The following is a 17,320-nucleotide window of genomic DNA, read 5'->3' as shown; positions in this document are numbered from 1 at the left end:
GCACACCCTGCGGGGGTGTGGGGATCGTGGACGGGGAATGTCAGACCCTCGGGTTAGCGTCGGGGTATGGACGTTGAGACGGGTGTGCCGGCGGGGGTCGGGGCGGACGGGTTGCCGGTGTTCGCGTTCGCCACGGAGGCGGAGTTCGAGGCGTGGCTTGAGCAAGAGCACGCCACGTCGCAGGGGCTGTGGATCAAGATCGCCAAGAAGGCGAGCGGGATCGCGTCGGTGACCGCACCCGAGGCGCTCGACCACGCGCTGTGCTTCGGGTGGATCGACGGGCAGCGCAAGGGGTTCGACGCGACCTACTTCCTGCAGAAGTACACGCCGCGCAGGCCGCGCAGCAGGTGGTCGAAGGTCAACACGGGCAAGATCGCCGAGCTCGAGGCGGCGGGGCGGATGCGTCCTGCGGGGCTGGCGCAGGTCGCGGCGGCCAAGGCCGACGGCCGCTGGGACGCCGCCTACGCGCCGCAGTCGAGCCGTGACGTCCCCGCCGATCTCCAGGCCGCGCTCGACGCGGAGCCCGAGGCCGCCGCGTTCTTCGCCACGCTGAGCTCGCAGAACAGGTTCGCCGTGGTGTTCCGGGTCGAGGACGCCAAGCGCGCCACCACCCGGGCCGCCCGGATCGAGAAGTTCGTCCAGATGTTGAAGGAGGGCAAGACCTTCTACTGAAGAGCGGCCTGGCACGACGCGCACCCGGCTTTTCTTGATCATGGACCTGTCGGGCATGGTTCGATACGGCGCGGCCGTTACTGTTCGTGTCCATGGCTGAGACGCTGGTCACAGAGCTGTTCGGGGACACCGCGGTGCGCCGGCAGACCCGGTTGCGGTCGGAGGAGGAGTTCCAGCCGCGCCGGACCGTCGCCGCGCTGTCGTCCGCCGCCGTCGCCACCGCACTGTGCGCGACCGCCGCCGCCGAGATCGTCGCGCGAAGACACGGGATGCACGCGGTGCCGCCGGAGTTCGTCGACGCGCTCGCCGCCCGGCTGCGAGCCACGCCGTGGGCCGACCCGTCGGTCGGGTTCGCCGGGTGGGGGCTGCTGCTCGGCGGGATCGCGCTGCTCGCGCACGCCGTCTGGCCCGCCCGCGAGGCGCTCGAACCGATGCGCGGGGCCGACCCCGCGCTGTCGGCCGCGCTGAGCCGCGACGCGCTCGCCAGATCGGTCGAGAACGCCGCGCGCGGCGTCCCCGGCGTCACCGGCGCACAGGCGCGGATCGGGAGGCGGATCGACCTCGAGGTCGCCACCGGGTACCGCAACCCCGGCAATCTCGCCGATCTCGTGCGCCGCGCCGTCGTGTCGCGGCTCGGCGAGATCGACCCGGTGCGCGACCGCGCGCTGGCGCTCTCCGTGGTCTGGCGGCGCTGATGGCACGCCCCGGACTCCTGCTGACCGGCTTCGCGCTGTGCGCCGCCGGCGGACTCGTGCTGCGGCTGCGCACCGACGGCGGCCACGACCCCGTCCTCGGCGACGACCTCACCGCCTTCGCCGCCGCGCACGCCTGGTTCTGGCCGCTCGTCACCGCCCTGCTGACCGTCACCGCGGGCGCGTCCCTGTACTGGCTGTGCGCCGAAGGCCGCACCGCCGCGCTCCGCAGATTCCCGCTCATGCGCGGCGCACGCCGCGTCCGCACCCGCGCCGCCCTCGCCGACCTGACATCCGAGCTGCGCGAACTGCCCGGGGTCCAGGAGGTAGAACTCCGGCTCACGGGGTCCCGCGCGCGGTCCCGGCTGGTGCTGCATGTTTCCTGTGAGGAGAGTGCTGACCTGGGGCTTCTTCTGACGCTTATCCGTGAGGCGCCGTTGACGCGGTTCAGGGAAGCGGTGGGGTTGGCGGGGCTCCACTCGGTCGTGAGGTTCCGTCTCGTGTACCAGGAGACGCGCTTCGCGTGATTTTTTGGGGCTTTAGGGCTGTGCGCTGTGTTTATTTGGGCCTGACGGCCGTGCGCTTTGAAGCCCGGCGCCGCCCCTCCGGCCCTGGGGGCCTACGGGGCGGCACCGGGCGCGCACGGCCGTCAGGCCCGGTGTCTTCACTATCGGGAGAGAAGCCCGGCCCAGCATTCCTTGTAACCCTCACGGCTTCCCTGGGGCCGGACGTGCTGCTTAACCCTCACGGCTCCCCTGGGTGCGGACGTGCTGCTCAGAGCATTGGGGCGGGGCGGGCGGGGTGGGGGCGTTGCGGGGCGGGGCTGAGCGGGCGGGGTGAGGTGGGTGGGGGGCGGGCAGGGTGGGTGTTGAAGGGTGGGCGAGGTGGGCTGACACCACGAGACCGGCGGGCGGAAAGTCCGCGGCGCCGGTCTCAAGCAGAAGGTCCAGCCAGTTCGTCTCGGATGATCGAAGTCCCCTCTCTTCCATCTTCCCTGTGGTCGCTGTCTGCGAGGAGTGCGACTCACTTACGTAGAACACTACGAACCCGTCACTCCCGGAACACCTGCCATCCCCACAAATCCCGGTAGAGCACCCTTTAACCGGGGTCTGCCGCGCGGTCACGGTAGGTGCCCGACCGGGGGCGGGGGCCGATCGGGGTATGGGCGTAGGATTCGGGGGGTGGGGACTGGGCCGTAGGTATGCCGGTCCCGCAGACTCCGGGCCTGGTGTAACCGCGCCCGCCCGTTGGGCCGAAAGAAACACACATCAAGGAGCCAGCCCGTCGTGTCCGCCACCTCTTCGGCAGAGTCCGCCAAGACCACGCCGCTTCTGGAGATCCATCAAGAGCTCGGCGGGACCCTCGTGGACTTCGCCGGATACCTGATGCCGTTGCGTTATGGGTCGGAGACGGCCGAGCACAACGCGGTCCGCGCCAGCGCGGGGATCTTCGACATCTCGCACATGGGTGAGATCTTCGTCACCGGCGCGCAGGCACCCGAGGCGCTCGACCACGCGCTCGTCGGCACCCCTTCCGGTCTGACGCCGGGACGGGCCCGTTACACCATGATCGTCAACCCCGAGGGCGGGGTGCTAGACGATCTGATCGTCTACCGCCTCAGCGACCACGGGTTCCTGGTCGTCGCCAACGCCGCGAACCGCGAGGTCGTCGCGGCCGAGCTGGCCGAGCGCGCCAAGGGCTACGAGGCGCACGTCTCCGACGACTCCGACGCGTGGGCGCTGATCGCCGTCCAGGGCCCGAAGTCGGCGGCGATCGTGGCCGGGCTCACCGATGCGGACCTGTCGACGCTGAAGTACTATGCCCTGGTCAGCGGCACCGTCGCGGGCAGGTCGGCGTTCATCGGACGCACCGGCTACACCGGCGAGGACGGCTTCGAACTCTTCGTGGCGGCCGAGGACGCCGTCCCCCTGTGGCGGGCGCTCACCGAGGCGGGCGGGGCGGACCTCACCCCCTGCGGGCTGTCCGCACGCGACACCCTCCGGCTGGAAGCCGGGATGCCGCTGTACGGGCACGAGCTCACCGTCCAGACCACCCCGTACGACGCGGGCCTCGGCAGGGTCGTCCGGCTGGAGAAGGAGTTCGTCGGACGCGACGCCCTCGCCGCGGTCGCCGAAGCCGGGCCGGAGCGCGAGCTCGTCGGGCTCGTCGCCGTCGGCCGACGGGTTCCGCGCGCCGGATACGCCGTGATCGGCGAGGACGGTGAGCCGTGCGGGGTCGTCACCAGCGGTGCGCCGTCGCCGACGCTTGGCAAGCCGATCGCGCTCGCCTCGGTCAGGCACGGGTCACGGCCCGTCGCCGTGGACATCCGCGGCAAGCACGAGGCGGTCGACGTGGTCGACCTGCCGTTTTACCACCGTGAACACCGCCCTGCCGGGGCCGGTGCGGATCTCGGGTCAGCCGAACAGAACAAGAGGACGAACAAGTGAGTGTTCCTGAGCAGCTCCGTTACACCGAGGAGCACGAGTGGGTCTCCGGCCTTGACGGTGAGGACGGCGTCGTGACCGTCGGCATCACCGACTACGCCGCCGACGCGCTCGGCGACATCGTGTTCGTCCAGCTGCCCGAGGAAGGCCAGGCCGTCACGGCCGGAGAGCCCTGCGGGGAGGCCGAGTCGACCAAGTCGGTCTCCGACATCTACTCGCCGCTGTCCGGCGAGGTCGTCGCCGTCAACCAGTCCGTCGTGGACGACCCGGGCATCATCAACGCCGACGCCTACGGCGAGGGCTGGCTGTTCCGCATCAGGATCGACGAGGACCAGCCCGACCTGCTCGACGCCGAGTCCTACAACAAGATCATCGAGGAAGCATGAGCACCCTTTTCGAGCACCTGTCGGACGTCGACCCCGAGGTGTACGACGCGGTCCGCGCCGAGCTCGGGCGGCAGCAGCACACCCTCGAGATGATCGCGTCGGAGAACTTCGCCCCCGTCTCCGTCCTTGAGGCGCAGGGGTCGGTCCTCACCAACAAGTACGCCGAGGGCTACCCCGGGCGGCGTTACTACGGCGGCTGCGAGTACGTCGACGTCACCGAGCAGCTCGCGATCGACCGCGCCAAGGAGCTGTTCGGCGCGGAGCACGCCAACGTCCAGCCGCACTCGGGCGCGCAGGCCAACACCGCGGTCTACTTCGCGCTGCTCGACCACGGCGACACGATCCTCGGCCTCGACCTCGCGCACGGCGGCCACCTGACGCACGGCATGCGCATCAACTACTCCGGCAAGTTCCTCAACGTGGTGCCCTACCACGTCAGCCCCGAGGACGGCCGGGTCGACATGGCCGAGGTCGCGGCGCTGGCCGCCGAGCACCGGCCGAAGATGATCGTCGCGGGCTGGTCGGCCTACCCGCGTCAGCTGGACTTCGCGAAGTTCCGGGAGATCGCCGACTCGGTCGGTGCCCTGCTTTTTGTGGACATGGCGCACTTCGCCGGGCTTGTCGCGGCGGGGCTGCACCCGTCGCCGGTCCCGTACGCCGACATCGTCACGACCACGACGCACAAGACCCTTGGCGGTCCGCGCGGCGGTCTGATCCTCGCGCGTGAGGAGCTCGGCAAGAAGATCAACTCGGCGGTGTTCCCCGGCATGCAGGGCGGGCCGCTCGAGCACGTCATCGCGGCCAAGGCCGTCGCGCTGAAGATCGCCGGGTCCGAGGAGTTCAGGGAGCGGCAGGCGCGCACGATCGAGGGCGCGAAGATTCTCGCCGAGCGGCTGCTCCAGGAGGACGCGGCCAAGGCGGGCGTGAAGGTCCTGACCGGCGGCACCGACGTCCACCTCGTGCTGGTCGACCTCGTCGACTCCGAGCTGACGGGCCGCGACGCCGAGGACCGCCTCCACGAGATCGGCATCACCGTCAACCGGAACGCGGTCCCCAACGACCCGCGCCCCCCGATGACCACCTCGGGCCTCCGCATCGGCACCCCGGCCCTCGCCACCCGCGGCTTCACCGCCGACGACTTCACCGAGGTGGCCGACATCATCGCCCTGGCCCTCCAACCCACCTTCGACGCCACGGCCCTGTCCGCCCGCGTCAAGTCCCTGGCCGACAAACACCCCCTCTACCCATCCCTCTAACCCACACCCCGCCGTGCTTCCGCCCCCACCCGGCCCCCGGAAGCACGGCCCACCCCCTCCAACCGTGGACCCCGGAGCGCCCTGCCCAGCGCACACGCCGACCTCCGCAGCCGTGGATCTCATCGAGCGCTGTCTGGGCGCACACACCCCCGCGCGGCTACGGACGCTGTCCGGGCGCACGAAGAGCCCGTGGCCGTGGACCTCGGCGCCCTCCGGGGCGCAGGCAGGCCCCGGCCGTCGCGCCGTAGACCTCGGAGGACGCTGTCCGGGCGCACACACCCCCGCGCGGCTACGGACGCCAGGCGGCGCTGTCCGGGCGCACGCAGACTTCGCGGCCGTGGGACTCGGCGCGGGGCGTGCGCCGACCTCTGCGGCCGTGGGACTCGGCGCTGTTCGGGCGCACGTGGGTTCCGTTGGGCGGGGGCCATAAACTCGGCGCTGTCCCGAAGGGACAGCGCCGTTGGGGTTTATGGGGTTTTGGTGTATTTGGTGGGGCTTTGGCCGAGGGTTGCGGTGAAGTCGCGGATCAGGTGGGACTGGTCGGTGTAGCCGAGGGCCGCGGCGAGGGCCGGCCAGTCGATGTCGGCGCCCGCGTCGGCGCGGGCGGCGACCTCGTGCAGGCGGGCGCGGCGCAGCACCCACTTGGGCGACGCGCCCACGTAGTCGGAGAACAGGCGTTGCAGGGCGCGGACCGAGAGGCCCGCGGCGTCGGCGGCGTCGTCCACCCGGAACAGCGACGGCTCCGCCGTGAACCGTGCGACGAGCTCGGCGGCCCGCCCGGCCTGCGGATCGGGCGCGTCGGGCAGCAGCGGCACAAGAAACCCCTCGGCATCAGCCACCATGTCCGCGATATCCGACCTGCCCTGGATCGCCGTGTTGACGGCGTCGACGGAAGCCCCGAAGATCTCCGCCGCGGCGACACGCCGGTCGGCGAGCTCGGCGATCGGGCCGCCGTACAGCGCGCGGAACCCGCCCGGCAGGAACTTCACGCCAAGGACGTGCCCCGCCCCGGTCAGATGCCGGACGAACACCCCACGATCGACCCCGTAGACGAACGCCCCCTCGGGTTCGAAGACCAGGTGCACGTTCGGGTGGCTCAGCACCTTCGCGTCATACGGCTCGCCGACCCGCCACCTGACGACCCAGTGGTGTTCGGCGAACCCCGCGAGCTCCGGCCCGGGCTCCCGCCGCTCAAGCACGACATGCCGCGCCATCTCACCGGGCCGCACGATGCCGCGCCCCTCAAGGGGCGCGATCCCTCCCGCCTGCGGGTTCGTCTTCTCCACCACCGCTTAAGGCTACGTCGCGTTTCTCCAAGACCGGGCCGGAACCCGTCAATAGAGTCGAACGCATGAACGAAGATCTCCTGAAGGCACTCGCCGAGACCAGCGCGGAGGCCGTCCGCATCGCCGCCCTCGTCCCGCAGGACAGGCTGTCGGCCGCGACCCCCTGCCCCGACTACGACCTGCGCGAGCTGGTGAACCACTGGATCGTGTGGACGTCGCACGCCCTAGAGCACTACGGCCTGCGCACGACCCTGCCCGAGGCCCTGAAAACCGCCGACTTCACCGCCGACCCCACCTGGCGCGAGGACTACGCGGCGACCCTCGACCGCGCCCTGACGGCCTGGTCACGCCCCGAGGCATGGCAGGGCGACATCGCCTCCGGCATGGGCCCCACCCCACCCGCCGACATGGCCGCGATGATGCTCACCGAACTAGCCCTGCACACCTGGGACGTAGCCCGCACAATCGGCACCGACCTGCACATATCCGACCCGACAGCGGCCCTCCTCCTCGCCGACGTCGAGAAGATCGCCCCCATGTTCCGCGAATACGGCGGCTTCGCCACCCCCATCCCCCTCCCCGCCTCGTCCCCCCTCCTAGCCCGAGCCCTGGCCGCCTCCGGCCGCAACCCTAACTGGACCCCCTGACCCACCCCCACGGACCACAACCCCCGCCAGACAGCCCCCCGGAGCACGCCCCGCTGCCCCCTGACCGAGAACCTGGCTACGGCCGAGGCGCGAGCAGATCTCCGCGACGCACCGCCGCGACCACGCCTCGGCCGACCGTCCCCGGGCGAGCCGGGGGCGGTCGACCTCGGCCTCTTCGCCGCCCAGCGCACCCGTGACGCCGTCCGCAACGCTCAGGGGTGCTGGGCGGCGTAGCCGGGCGGCCCGGAGCGCGGGTCCGGGGCGGCCGGGGAAAGGACGGAGGCGGCGGGGGTCGGGGGTGCCGCGCTCCGTCCGGTTCGGGGGGTTAGTGGGTTCGGTCGGTTACCAGGTGGGTTAGGGCGATGAGGGAGGAGGTGGGGGTGGGGGAGGGGGAGAGGGCGGTGAGGGTGGCGGTCGCCTGGTTGCGGAGCTGGGTGAGGCGTTCGAGGGTCCAGGCGCGGCCGCCGGCGGCCTCGACCAGGCGGGCGAGGTCGGCGGGGTCCTGGGGGTCGGGGGAGTGGTAGGCCGCGGCGAGGGCCGCCGCGGCGGGGGTGCCCGCGGTGAGGGCGGCGACGACCGGGAGTGACTTCTTGCGGTTCAGGACGTCGGAGTGGGCGGGTTTGCCGGTCATCGCCGGGTCGCCCCAGATGCCCAGGAGGTCGTCCATGTACTGGAAGGCGAGGCCGAGGTGTTCGCCGAACAGGCCGAAGGACGCGACCTGCTCGGATGTGCCGCCGCCCGCCGTCGCACCCAGGGCGCAGGCGCAGCGGACCAGGGAACCCGTCTTGTTGACGGCCATCGCCACACACTCGGACAGTGTGACGTCGTCGCGGGTCTCGAAGGTGAGGTCGGAGTTCTGCCCGTCGAGCAGGTCGAGCACCGCCGACGTCAGCATCCGCGCGGGCAGCCCGCTCGACGCGACGAGCTCGATCGCGAGGGCCAGCAGCACGTCCCCGGTGAGGACGGCAGGGCCGTTGCCGAACAGGTGCCATGCCGTGGGCCGGTGCCTGCGCAGCAGGTCGCCGTCCATGACGTCGTCGTGCAGCAGAGAGAAGTTGTGCACGAGTTCGACGGCGACGGCGGCCGGCACCGCGTCCTCGGCCCGCCCCCCGACGGCCTCGGCGGCGAGCACCGCGAGCGTCGGCCGCAGCGCCTTGCCCGACGACGACGGCGTCGGCACCCCCTCGTGGTCCCACCAGCCCATGTGGTACCCGGTGATCTTGCGGACGGGGTCGGGCAGCGACCCGACCGCCTCGCGGAGCGCGGGTTCCACAAGGGTCCGGCCGCGGGCGAGCACCTCGGCCGCCTTCTCCGCCTCGTGTACGGCTGTCATGCGCCTGCCTCTCTAGCTGTGGAGTCGGGGAAGGTGGGCGGCGGCCGTGCCGAGGCCGCGCGGGTACAGCGGCACGGGCGGCGGACGGTGCTCGGCCGCGGGTGGCGCGGCGGAGACCGCCGAGGGCCGCGCGGCCGGCACCGCGACGGGCCGCGCGGCGTCGGACGCGTGCGCGCCGGGCGGCCGCAGCGCCGAGGTGCCGGTCAGGCTCCGCGGGGCGCTGAGGTGCGCGAGCGGGTTCAGCTCGGATTCCACGTAGCGGCTTGTGCGCCGGTGCCAGTGGATGATGGCGACCATCCAGTCGCGCAGCTCGTCAAGGTACCCCTCGAGCGCGGAGCGCGCGGCGGAGTCGAGGTCGAGCCTGTCGGCGACGACGGGCAGTTCCACCCTGACGAGGTGTTCGAACTGCGCCAGCCGGTCGGCCATCAAGCGGGCGACGGTCGTGACCGCCTCATCCCTCCCGATGTTGAGGAAATTCTCCAGGATGAGCACGAGGTTGTGCAGCTCGTCCTCGAATTCGATCTCCTTCTGATAGGAGAAAAGATCATTCGTGAACATCCCGAAATCGGAAACCGCATTGTTGATCGACAGCAGGGTGCGACTTTCAAAGAACTCGTCGGGGATGTCCTTCTCGCGGGCGATCCTGGCCAGGAACATGGTCAGTTGCGAGCCGAATGTGGCGCGCCGCATCTCCACGTAGTCGACGGGGTCGGGCAGCCTGTGCTGGACGAGGTTGCCGACCTCCCACGCCATCGCGTCGATCATCACCGAGACCGCGCTGTGGAATCCCGCGCGCTGCCGCTCCGACATGGGCGCGGCGGTGCGCCGCCACAGGTCGGCAAGGCCCGCCTCGACGGGGTTGAGCGGCGGCGGGGTCGGGCCGAGGTCGAGCGGCATGAAGTCATGCAGCCGGATCGCGAACGCGCGGGCCCCCAGCGGGTCCTTCGCGGCGGCGTACACGCGCGGGAACCAGTCGTCGATGTAGGTGCCCCACGTGAGCCAGTGCGAGGACAGGGTGAGTTCGTCGGGGGTGGCGTCGGGGTCGAGCCCGGCCGAGCACAGCGGGAAGTCGAAGCCCTTGAGCTGCCTTTCGGTCCACAACGACCCGGGCACGCCCATCCCCTTGGCCATGCTCCACGCGTTGTTCTCGCGCCGCGCGTGCTCGAGGTGCGGGCTGAGCCGCAGCGGATAGGGCGGGTCGATTTCCGGAATCGTGGTCGGCCCGACCTTCTGGAACGGCACGTGCGTGTAGGCGCGGAACCTGCCGAAACCGAGGTTCTGCGGCGACGGGAAAAGCCGCGCCGCCGACGTTCCGAGCCCTGAGGGCGAATAGCGCAGACCGGCCTCGGAGTTCATGTACCGGCTTGAGCGCATGTGCCATTCGTGCCCGCCGGACTGCCAGTCCTGCAGGCCCTTGATCCACGCGGCGACCTTAGCCGCGCCGTCCGCGCCGATGCCGTGTTCGGCGAGCAGCAGCGGCACCTCGGTGACGGCGGTGTGGTCGAACTGGTAGAGCCGGGAGCTGAGCAGGTCGTTGGTCAGCTCCGCGGCCGTCTGGGTGTCGTGCCCGAAGAAGTCCTCGAAGACAAGGACCGCGTTGGACAGCTCGCCCTCGTCGCCGACCTCGCGCTCATAGGAGAACAGGTCGTTGCGCAGGTGGACGGCGTCGGCGAACGTCTCGCGCAGCACGTTGACGGGACGGGCCCGCGCGATCTCGGCCGGCACCTCGGCGTCGGCCGCGTACTCCACGAGGTCCGACGACCAGGGCGCGCCGCCGACCCGCCGCCGCATCTCCACGTACTCGATCGGGTTGGCGATCCGGCCCGCGTTGATGTTCACCAGCTCCCACAGCGACTCCTCAAGGAGCGCCTTGGTGTTGGCGGCGAACCGCTCGCGCCACTGCCGCGACATCGCCGGGACGGTCCGCGCCCACAGGTCGGCGAGGCCGCGCTCGACGGGGTTGGTGGCCTCGGGGTAGCCCGCGTCGAGGTCGACCGGCATGAACAGGGCGAGCCTGTCGAGGTAGGACTGGGCCCCGTCGAGGTCGCCGGTGCGCTTGAACAGCTCGAGGAAGTGGTCGTCGAAGTAGAAGACCCACACGTACCAGTCGGTGACGGTGTCAAGGACGGGCCCCGAGGAGTCCGGGTGGGTGTAGGCGCACAGCAGGGCGTAGTCGTGCGCGTCGTACTCCTGCTCGGTCCACACGATGCGGCCGTCGTCCAGGGGGCCGAGGATGCCCATCTCCCACGCCCACTCCTTGGAGTGGGCACGCGCGGACTCGACGTGCTCGTTGAGCCGCGCCGGATAGGGCAGGTAGAACTCGGGCAGGCTGAAGGGCTGCTTGGGCACTGGAGGTTCCTCCGTCGTCGGGCGGGCGCACACCGGGCCGGCGCGGGCCCGGAGCGGGCCCGCGCCGGAGGGCGTCAGGTGTGCGCGATCTCGACGTTCTCCAGGACGCCGAGGGCGTCCGGCACCAGTACCGCGCAGGAGTAGTAGGCGCTTACGAGGTACTGGATGACGGCCTGCTCGTTGATGCCCATGAAGCGGACGGACAGGGACGGCTGGTACTCGTCGGGGATGCCGGTCTGGTGCAGGCCGACGACGCCCTGCTCCTCCTCGCCAGTGCGCATGACCATGATCGAGCTGGTCTGCTGCGCGGTGATCGGGATCTTGTTGCACGGGAAGATCGGGACGCCGCGCCACGCCGGGATCTGGTGGCCGCCGAAGTCGACGGTGTTGGGGTACAGGCCGCGCTTGTTGCACTCGCGGCCGAACGCGGCGATGGCCTTGGGGTGGGCGAGGAACAGCTTGGAGCCCCTGCGCCGGGACAGCAGCTCGTCGAGGTCGTCGGGGGTGGGCGGGCCGCTGTGGGTCTGGATGCGCTGGCGCAGGTCGGCGTTGTGCAGGAGGCCGAACTCGCGGTTGTTGATCATCTCGAACTCCTGGCGTTCGCGCAGGGCCTCGATGGTCAGCCTGAGCTGCTGCTCGACCTGGTTCATCGGCTCGTTGAACAGGTCGGCGACGCGGGTGTGCACCTGCAGGACGGTCTGCGCGACCGAAAGGTCGTACTCGCGCGGGGACGTCTCGTAGTCCACGAACGTGCCGGGCAGCACGGGTTCGCCGGTGTGGCCCGCCGACAGGTCGATGGACTTCTCGCCGTAGTGGTTCTGCTCGGGGACCGGGCTCGCAAGGAACGCCGCCACCTGCGCCTGGAGGGTGGGCGAGGAGTCCCGGATCTGGCGGAAGTCCGAGCGGGCGAGCGTCAGCACCGTGACCGGCGTCTGCGCCCGCAGCGTGTACTCCCACTCGTGCTCGCCGACCAGCGCGTCCGCGCCGACGAAGTCGCCGTCGGCGTGCGCGCCGAGCCTGGCCTCCTCGCCGTACTTGGACGTGCCGATCTTCTGGATCTTGCCGTGCGCCACCAAGATGACGTGGTCGGCCGGCGCGCCGGACTCGGCGAGCAGCTCGCCCGGGGCAAGCTCCCGCTGCACGCAGCGGTCGGCGAGCGCCTGGAGCACCTCGGGGTCCTCGAACCCGCGCAGCACCGGCAGCTCGGCCAGCTCGGCCGGGATCACCTGGACCCGGGAGCCGGTCGAGACGAACTCGATGCGCCCGTCGCCAAGGGTGTAGGTGAGGCGGCGGTTCACCCGGTAGGTGCCGCCGGAGACCTGCACCCAGGGAAGGGTCTTGAGCAGCCAGCGGGAGGTGATCTCCTGCATCTGCGGCGGCGTCTTGGTGGTGGAGGCCAGGTTCTTCGCCGCCGCCGTGCCAAGGCTGAGCTGCTGCTGGGCGCGGTCCACTGTCTCGGTCATCGTTACCGCTTTCGCTCGGGGAGCTTCTGCCAGTTGGAAAGTTACTAACGGTAATTTGATGATCGCAATAGGTATTGATCTATCCGCAGGGTGACAGTACAGAGACCTGAGAGTCACCTGAGGCGGAAGACGGTCCCCGTGCCCGCCGAGACGACGGCCGCCACGACGGTCACCGCCAGCACCGTCGAGAATGGATCACGGTCCTCCTCGAGCGGGGTGAACGCCGCCTTGGCCTGCGGCCGCGCTGCGGCCCTCGGCGCGACCGAGGGGGCGGGCGTCGGCGTCGGCTCGGGCTCGGCGGGCAGGTCCGGCGGCGGGGTCTCCGCGAGCGCCACGGGCGGCACGTTCGGCAGCGCAGGGGGTTCGGGCGGCTCGGCCGACGGTTCGGGCGCGGGCGCGGCGGGTTGCGCGACGGGCTGCCCCGGCTGCGGCACCGGCGCACCGGGCGCGGGCGGCTCGGGCGCCTGCGGCTGCGGCACAGGTCCTCCCGGCTGCGGCGCGGGCGCGGGCGGCGCGGGCTCGGGAGCCTGCGGCCCGGGGGCCGGAGCAGGCGGCTCCGGCGCGGGTGCGGGCGGTGCGGGCGCGGGAGCGGGTGCCTCCGGCTCGGGCGCGGGTGCCTCAGGCTCGGGTGCCGGAGCTTCCGGCTCGGGTGCAGGGGGTTCCGGTTCGGGTGCGGGCGGCTCGGGTTCAGGCGCGGGAGGCTCGGGTTCGGGTGCGGGAGGTTCGGGTTCGGGTGCGGGCGGCTCGGGTTCAGGCGCGGGAGGCTCGGGCTCGGGCGCAGGGGGTTCCGGCTCGGGTGCGGGCGGCTCCGGTTCGGGCGCAGGCGGCTCGGGCTCCGGCGCGGGAGGTTCAGGCTCGGGCGCAGGAGGTTCAGGCTCGGGCGCAGGGGGCTCGGGTTCCGGCGCGGGAGGCTCTGGCTCGGGGGCTGGCGGTTCGGGTTCGGGGGCCGGGGGTTCGGGGTCGGCGCACTGGCCTGGGCCGATGACGATGACGACGTTGAGCTTGATGAGGACGAGGTCCGCGCCCAGGCAGATGACGATGCCGTGGTCGGCGTGGGCGGGCGGGGCGGGCGTCAGGGCCATCCCGCCGATGAGGGCCGCGCCGAATCCGGCGGCGGCGAGCGCGGCGGCGGGGCGTCTCATGGGACCCGCGCGAATTCCTGCTGGGCGGTGCGGAACGCGTCGTTCCCGACGCCCAGCGGTCCGGTGAACGTGTGGTTGATCGCGAAGACCAGGTAGACGCTGACGCCCATCGCCACGGCCATCAGCCCGTACGTCACCCTGACGCGGCCGCGCGGCCGCGCCCCCGACAGCATCGGGAACGCAAGCACGAGGCCCCCGGTGACGACGGTGAGGACCAGGACGCCGAACGGGAGCGGCGCGTGCGCGTCGACGGCGCGCTGTCTGCGCGCGGCGAACACCGTGGTGAGCTGCTCGTCGACGGCGTCGCGGGCCTGGACGTCCTCGCGGTCCTTCAGCTCGAGTTCGCCGAGCGCGTGCCTGAGCGTGTCGAGCCTCGCCCATCCGGCGGGGTCGAGGCGGCCCTCGGCCATCGGCTCCCATTCGGCATCGGCGACGAAGGCGGTGTAGTCGCGCAGCGCCTCGCGGACCATGAGCGCGTCGGTCTCCGGCAGGTCGCCCGCCGCCCAGAACGCCTCGGTGAGGGCCTGCGCCTCGGCGTAGGTGTTCTGGCGCGCGGAGTCCGCGACGGTCCACGGCACGATGACCGCGATCGCGAAGACGACGAGGAACAGCGCGGACAGCATCGCCCCTGCGTGTCCGGCGGTGGGGCCGTCCGCTGCGTCGTCGGGGGTCGTCTCGCGACGGGCCCTGCCCTTGGGCCCACGGTCATCGTCCTCGGCGTCGCGGCCTCGGGCGGAGGGGAACTTGAACATGACCGACTCCCGACTGCTCCCGGCTGACGTTGGGTAGCCAACGCTAACCTGTGCGTAGGGTCGGTGACACGCAAAGTGATCGAACAGTTCCGGTCAGGTGAGACGGTTCGGGCCCGCCGGGCAGATCAGGTAAGCCGGACGGGGTTGATGAGGTCCGCGTACACCAGCAGCGCGCCCATCACCAGCAGCACGAGGCTCATCGCGTAGGTGAGCGGCAGCAGCTTGGCGACGTCGACGTACCCGGGGTCGGGACGCCGCAGCACCCGCGCCGCGCCGCGCTTGACGCCCTCCCACAGCGACCCGGCGATGTGGCCGCCGTCCAGCGGCAGCAGCGGGATCAGGTTGAACATGCCGACGGCGAAGTTCAGCGACGCGAGCAGCCCGATGAACCAGGTGATCTTCTCGATGCCGGGGTTCTCCGACGCGAGGATCTCGCCGCCGAGCCGTGACGCGCCGACCACGCCGATCGGCCCCTCGGGGTCGCGTTCCTCGCCGCTGAAGGCCGCCTGCCAGACGCCGACCATCTTCTCCGGAAGGTTGGCGAACGCCTCGAGCGTGCGGACTGTCATGTTGCCCATCTGGGTGACGACGTCCCACGGCCCGCCCTGCACCCGGTCGGTGAGCGGGGTGATGCCGACGAACCCGACGGTGACGGTCCGGTCGGGGTTCTTCAGGTCGGGCAGCTGGTTGGGGGTGACCTCGAGGGTGATCGGAATGGACTTGCCGTCCCGCTCCACCACGGCCGGGACCGACTTGTTCGCTGACTCGCGGATGAGGCCCTGCAGCTGGGGATAGTCGTCGATCTTCTGTCCGGCGAAGGTCACGAACACGTCGCCCGGCTTGAGGCCGGCCTTGGCGGCGGGGGTGGAGCGCGCGGTCTCCTCGGCGGTGCACTCGCGCGGGGTGCCGTCGGGGTTGTACGCCTCGGCGGCGGGGATCGTGCACTTGGCGACCGACGAGATCGTCGGGGTGGCCTGCATGGTGCCGAAGCCCATGATCAGCACCGCGAAGAAGACGAACGCCAGCAGCAGGTTCGCGGCGGGGCCCGCGAACATGATCAGCAGCTTCTGCCACCACTTCTTGGAGTAGAAGACGCGGTCGTGGTCACCCGGCCCGACCTCCTCCAACGCGCCCTCGCGCGCGGAGTCGATGAGCATCTGGAACCTGCCGGTCGACGCGCTGCGCAGCATGCCTTCCGGGTCGTCCTTGCGGGGCGGCAGCATGCCGATCATCCGGATGTATCCGCCGAGCGGGATCCACTTGAGGCCGTACTCGGTCTCGCCGCGCCGCCACGACTTGATCGTCGGGCCGAAGCCGACCATGTACTGCGGGGTGCGGACCTTGAACAGCTTGGCGAACGACAGGTGACCGAGCTCGTGGAAGGCGATCGAGGCCATGAGCAGGACGAGGAAGAGCAGCGCGCCGCCCAGCACGATCAGAGTTTCCATGCCCCGTCCCCACTCCACACCCCGGACGCCGCGAAGGCGGCCGGATCCCCAGGATTGCCCAGACAAACGTACCGGGCCCCGGGAACGGTTCCTAGCGGACGGCGGAGAACACCGCGCCCGTGAGGGCGGTGATGAGGATCGCGACGACGACCACGACGAGGACGGCTTTCAGGGGTTCGGGACGGGTCCGCAGCGGCTGGAAGCCCGAGACCTCGGCCTTCTCGGCCCTCGGCCGGTCCCCGGCGGCCTCGCCTGTGGGCTCGTCGTCTGGGTTGTCCGCTCTGGGCGAAGAAATCGGTGTCGTGGAGAAAATGGGGGTGGGTCGGGGATCTGGTGGAACGGGCGGCGGTGGTGGGGCGCTCGGCGGCGGCGTCGGGGGCTCGGGCCGTCCGGCGACGGGCGGCGCGACCGGCCGGGGAACGGGCACGGGAAGCGGCGTGTACCCGGGACGGGTGACGGTCGGCGTGGGGGCGTCGGGCTCGGGCGTCTCGCGGTTGGGGAATAGGTCGATCTGCAGCCAGTAACTCGGCGGCGGGTCCGGCGGCGGGTCCGGCCTGAACCCCGTCGCCGTCGTCAGCGCCAGCAGGGCCAGGCCCGCCGCGCTCAGCCCGCCCACGGCACCCTGTCGAACTCGGCGACGGCGGTCTCGAACGCCGTCGGCAGCACGCCGAGCGACCCGGCGAAGACATGGTCGATGTCGAAGACCAGGTAGACGCTCACGCCGAGCATCGCGGCCATGAGCGCCAGCGGGAGCAGCGCGCGGCCCTGGGGACGGGCCCCGAGCAGGAACGGCAGCACGATCATGGCGAGGCCGGTGACGACGGTGAACAGCAGCACCCCGGATGGGAGGGTCGCCTCGGCGTCAGAGGCGCGTTGCCTGCGCGCGGCGTACACCTCGCGCACCTCGTCGCGGATGTCGTCGAGGGCGTCCTTGTGGTCGGCGTTGGTGTAGGTGAGGGAGGCGAGGCGGCCCCGGAAGTCGTCAAGGCGGTGCCAGCCTTCGGCGGTGAGCTTGGACTCCTCGCGCATGACGGGCCACTCGTCCTCGATCACGAAGCCGGTGTAAGCGCGCAATCCGTCGCGGACGGCGTCGCGGCCCTGCGGGGGGAGGGCCCCGGCCGTCCAGTAAGCCTCCACGAGCGACTGGGCCTCGGCGTGCGTGTTCTGGCGGGCGGCGTCGGCGGCGGTCCACGGGACGATCACGGCGATCGCGAAGACCAGCAGGAACAGCGCCGACATCGTCGCGCCCGCGTGGCCGGCGGTGGGGCCGTCGGGGGCGGAGTCGCCGTCGCCGTCCCAGGAGTCGCGCCGCTGGGTGAGGCGGGCGAGCAGGAGCACGAGCACGACTGCCGCGAGGGCGCAGAGGATCGAGCGCACAACCATGCGCCCATCCAAGCGGGCCTACCCGCGCGCGCCCGTCCGGACACGCTCGGTGACCGTCGGTCTTTGC

Annotated in this window: 16 protein-coding genes; 7 read left to right on the top strand and 9 right to left on the bottom strand. The window is 71.4% G+C overall.

Features of this window, described 5'->3' with window-relative positions:
- Positions 1-66 precede the first annotated feature (66 nt).
- The 6 genes from R9X44_RS28055 to glyA all read left to right on the top strand — a co-directional run bounded on the left by R9X44_RS28055 (position 67) and on the right by glyA (position 5,450).
- Complete coding sequence (locus tag R9X44_RS28055) at positions 67-672, top strand: YdeI/OmpD-associated family protein (RefSeq protein WP_319817312.1); 606 nt, start codon at positions 67-69, stop codon at positions 670-672.
- 92 nt (positions 673-764) lie between these two features.
- Entirely contained in the window at positions 765-1,367 is a 603-nt protein-coding gene (locus R9X44_RS28050; protein WP_319817311.1) for a DUF6286 domain-containing protein, read from the top strand.
- Positions 1,367-1,891: a hypothetical protein gene (locus R9X44_RS28045; protein WP_319817310.1), complete on the top strand. Its 525-nt coding sequence runs from the start codon at positions 1,367-1,369 to the stop codon at positions 1,889-1,891. The genes R9X44_RS28050 and R9X44_RS28045 overlap by 1 nt, the downstream gene beginning before the upstream one ends.
- A gap of 759 nt (positions 1,892-2,650) precedes the next feature.
- The gene (gcvT, locus tag R9X44_RS28040) at positions 2,651-3,811 is read left to right on the top strand and encodes a glycine cleavage system aminomethyltransferase GcvT (protein WP_319817309.1); all 1,161 of its coding nucleotides are present in this window, start codon (positions 2,651-2,653) and stop codon (positions 3,809-3,811) included.
- Complete coding sequence (gcvH, locus tag R9X44_RS28035) at positions 3,808-4,194, top strand: glycine cleavage system protein GcvH (protein WP_319817308.1); 387 nt, start codon at positions 3,808-3,810, stop codon at positions 4,192-4,194. The genes gcvT and gcvH overlap by 4 nt, the downstream gene beginning before the upstream one ends.
- Positions 4,191-5,450, top strand: a complete 1,260-nt coding sequence (gene glyA / locus R9X44_RS28030; RefSeq protein ID WP_319817307.1) for a serine hydroxymethyltransferase — start codon at positions 4,191-4,193, stop codon at positions 5,448-5,450. Before gcvH ends, glyA begins: the two co-directional genes overlap by 4 nt.
- Positions 5,451-5,917: 467 nt before the next feature.
- Here the strand turns inward: glyA and R9X44_RS28025 are convergent, their stop codons facing one another.
- Complete coding sequence (locus R9X44_RS28025) at positions 5,918-6,739, bottom strand: helix-turn-helix domain-containing protein (protein WP_319817306.1); 822 nt, start codon at positions 6,737-6,739, stop codon at positions 5,918-5,920.
- 62 nt (positions 6,740-6,801) lie between these two features.
- Between R9X44_RS28025 and R9X44_RS28020 the strand changes: the two genes are divergently transcribed.
- Complete coding sequence (locus tag R9X44_RS28020; RefSeq protein WP_319817305.1) at positions 6,802-7,383, top strand: TIGR03086 family metal-binding protein; 582 nt, start codon at positions 6,802-6,804, stop codon at positions 7,381-7,383.
- Positions 7,384-7,708: 325 nt separating this feature from the next.
- Here R9X44_RS28020 and R9X44_RS28015 read toward each other — a convergent pair whose 3' ends face one another.
- From R9X44_RS28015 to R9X44_RS27980, 8 genes are all read right to left on the bottom strand, one after another.
- Entirely contained in the window at positions 7,709-8,716 is a 1,008-nt protein-coding gene (locus R9X44_RS28015; RefSeq protein ID WP_319817304.1) for a polyprenyl synthetase family protein, read from the bottom strand.
- Between the two features lie 12 nt (positions 8,717-8,728).
- A complete protein-coding gene (locus tag R9X44_RS28010) occupies positions 8,729-11,065 on the bottom strand; it encodes a terpene synthase family protein (protein ID WP_319817303.1) in 2,337 nt (778 codons plus the stop codon).
- A 74-nt stretch (positions 11,066-11,139) separates the two neighbouring features.
- A complete protein-coding gene (locus R9X44_RS28005; protein WP_319817302.1) occupies positions 11,140-12,528 on the bottom strand; it encodes a family 2B encapsulin nanocompartment shell protein in 1,389 nt (462 codons plus the stop codon).
- Positions 12,529-12,641: 113 nt separating this feature from the next.
- A complete protein-coding gene (locus R9X44_RS28000) occupies positions 12,642-13,670 on the bottom strand; it encodes a hypothetical protein (protein WP_319817301.1) in 1,029 nt (342 codons plus the stop codon).
- Entirely contained in the window at positions 13,667-14,422 is a 756-nt protein-coding gene (locus tag R9X44_RS27995) for a hypothetical protein (RefSeq protein WP_319817300.1), read from the bottom strand. Before R9X44_RS27995 ends, R9X44_RS28000 begins: the two co-directional genes overlap by 4 nt.
- Before the next feature lie 125 nt (positions 14,423-14,547).
- Complete coding sequence (locus R9X44_RS27990; protein ID WP_319817299.1) at positions 14,548-15,870, bottom strand: site-2 protease family protein; 1,323 nt, start codon at positions 15,868-15,870, stop codon at positions 14,548-14,550.
- 91 nt (positions 15,871-15,961) lie between these two features.
- Positions 15,962-16,486, bottom strand: a complete 525-nt coding sequence (locus tag R9X44_RS27985; protein WP_319817298.1) for a hypothetical protein — start codon at positions 16,484-16,486, stop codon at positions 15,962-15,964.
- Entirely contained in the window at positions 16,474-17,253 is a 780-nt protein-coding gene (locus R9X44_RS27980) for a hypothetical protein (protein ID WP_319817297.1), read from the bottom strand. Before R9X44_RS27980 ends, R9X44_RS27985 begins: the two co-directional genes overlap by 13 nt.
- Positions 17,254-17,320 lie beyond the last annotated feature (67 nt).

Origin of the sequence: Actinocorallia sp. A-T 12471 (assembly GCF_033875155.1) — a bacterium.
Classification (GTDB): domain Bacteria; phylum Actinomycetota; class Actinomycetes; order Streptosporangiales; family Streptosporangiaceae; genus Actinocorallia.
This window is presented reverse-complemented; position numbering and strand designations above follow the sequence as displayed.